The sequence below is a fragment of the Streptomyces ipomoeae 91-03 genome (genome assembly GCF_000317595.1).
Taxonomy (GTDB): domain Bacteria; phylum Actinomycetota; class Actinomycetes; order Streptomycetales; family Streptomycetaceae; genus Streptomyces; species Streptomyces ipomoeae.
On sequence record NZ_AEJC01000598.1, the window covers coordinates 1 to 1,933 of the forward strand.

The 1,933-nt window shown below is 71.0% G+C and carries 2 protein-coding genes; both read right to left on the reverse strand.

The annotated features are described in order from the left end of the window. On the reverse strand, window positions 1–618 hold a 618-nt coding region (locus STRIP9103_RS38410), incomplete at its 3' end, for a serine/threonine-protein kinase (protein WP_158696943.1). 291 nt (window positions 619–909) lie between these two features. Further along, complete coding sequence (locus tag STRIP9103_RS38415; protein WP_009336306.1) at window positions 910–1,791, reverse strand: VOC family protein; 882 nt, start codon at window positions 1,789–1,791, stop codon at window positions 910–912. Window positions 1,792–1,933: the final 142 nt, after the last annotated feature.

A 1,933-nucleotide genomic window follows, 5' to 3' on the forward strand; every position in this document is an offset into this window, starting at 1 on the left:
GAACACGAGCATGGATCCGAGCGAGAAGACATCGCTCGCGCCGGTCACGCTGCGCGAGTCCTTGGCCTGCTCCGGAGACATATAGGCGGGCGTACCGACGGCGACATTGGTCATCGTCAAACGCGTGTTCGACACACCGGAGGCAATGCCGAAGTCGATGACGCGTGGGCCGTCCTCGACGACGAGGACGTTCGAGGGCTTCAGATCCCGGTGGACGAGCCCGGCACCGTGAATGGACTGGAGCGCCTCGGCGACACCCGCCGCCAGCCAGCGCACGGCCTGGACGGGCAGCGGCCCGCAGTCATTCACTATCTCTTCCAGCGAGGGCGCGGGGACGTACGCGGTCGCCAGCCACGGCACGGCGGCACGGGGGTCGGCATCGACCACGGCCGCCGTGTAGAAACCGGACACCGCGCGGGCCGCCTCGACCTCGCGTGTGAAACGGACCCGGAAGAGCTGGTCCTCGGCCAGCTCCGTCCGCACCGTCTTGATCGCCACGCGCCGCCCCGACGCCGAGCGCGCCAGATAGACCAGCCCCATACCGCCGGCACCCAGCCGTCCCAACACCTCGAACGGCCCGATCCGCCGCGGATCGTGCTGCGTCAGCTGATCCACCACTTTCCCTGCCACCTCCCCGTACGGCCCGCGCCGCCCACGTCGTGGACGCGCCGCCGTGCAGCGTCTCACCACCGCACCGCCATGACGGCACGCCCCCCGATTCTTCCTGTACCGGGGGCAGGTTGCGAACCCGGGGGCGGATCGGGGTGTCTCAGGACAAAACCACGTTGTCCGCCTTCTGGAAAGCAGGAGCCCGCATGGTGGAACACGACGGCGGACGATGTACCACCGGCGCACAACCCCGTAGCGCGTCCGGTCGAACATGGTCACGCGCCCCTTTGCACCTCCCCCTCACCCCTCGTCTTCCCGCAGGTCATCGCCGCGCAGCCGCAGATCGTCGCCCCGCTGTCGCGGATCGTCACCGTGCCGCCGCAGCTCATCCGGCTGCCGCTCCGCCCGACCGGCGCCCTGATCCGGCTCCCGCCACGCCTCCCCGCCCCTGCGCCGGAGCAACGCGAACGACGCCCCCTGATTGTCCGTGACGACCGCCACATTTCCGTACGACGTCTCGAAGGGCGGCACCTGCACGCGCCCCCCGAGCCGGCCGACGGTTTCCAGCGCGGCCTCCACGTCGTCCGTCCCGAAGTGGACGAGGAAATGCGGCGGCATCTCGGCCGGAAACACCTCGGTGAGCGGGGCCCGCCCGAAGTCCGGCCGGGCGTCCGGGCCGAACAGGACGTCGTGGAAGAGGTGCGCGTAGAAGGAGTTGGCCGCCTGGGTGTCCCGTGTGTACAACTCGGCCCAGACGAACGTGCCGGGTTCGTGCCGCCGCCGGAACCCGGTGTGCGTCCCCGGCTCCCACAGCCGGAACACGGCCCCTTCCGCGTCGGTGACGAGCGCGGTCGTACCGAGGTCACCGAACGACGTGGGCGGAATGACGACCTGCCCACCGGCGGCCACGATCCGCCCGGCGAGATCGACGGCGTCCGGGGTGGCGAAGTACAGCGTCCACACGGTGGGCATCCGCCCGTCCGGCTTGGGCGCCAGCGCCGCGACCGGATCCTCCCCGAGATACGCCCACAACTCCCGCGCCCCGTCGCCGGGCGCCACCTCGAACCGCCACCCGAAAAGCCCACCGTAGAACCGCTTCCCCGCCTCGACATCGGGAAGCTGCACGTCGATCCAGCAGGGCACGCCTTCGATGAACCCCGCATCCGCCGTGGTCTCGGCCATATGGCCAAGCTAACGGGGGTTCAGGGGACCCGCGCGCCGACGTGGGCCGGGTGGCTGCGCCGCTTCGCCGTCGCCTACGGGCTCGGGGGGCCGGGTCCGTTGGCGGCTGCGGGTACGTGGGGGCTGGTCGCTCCCACGCGGC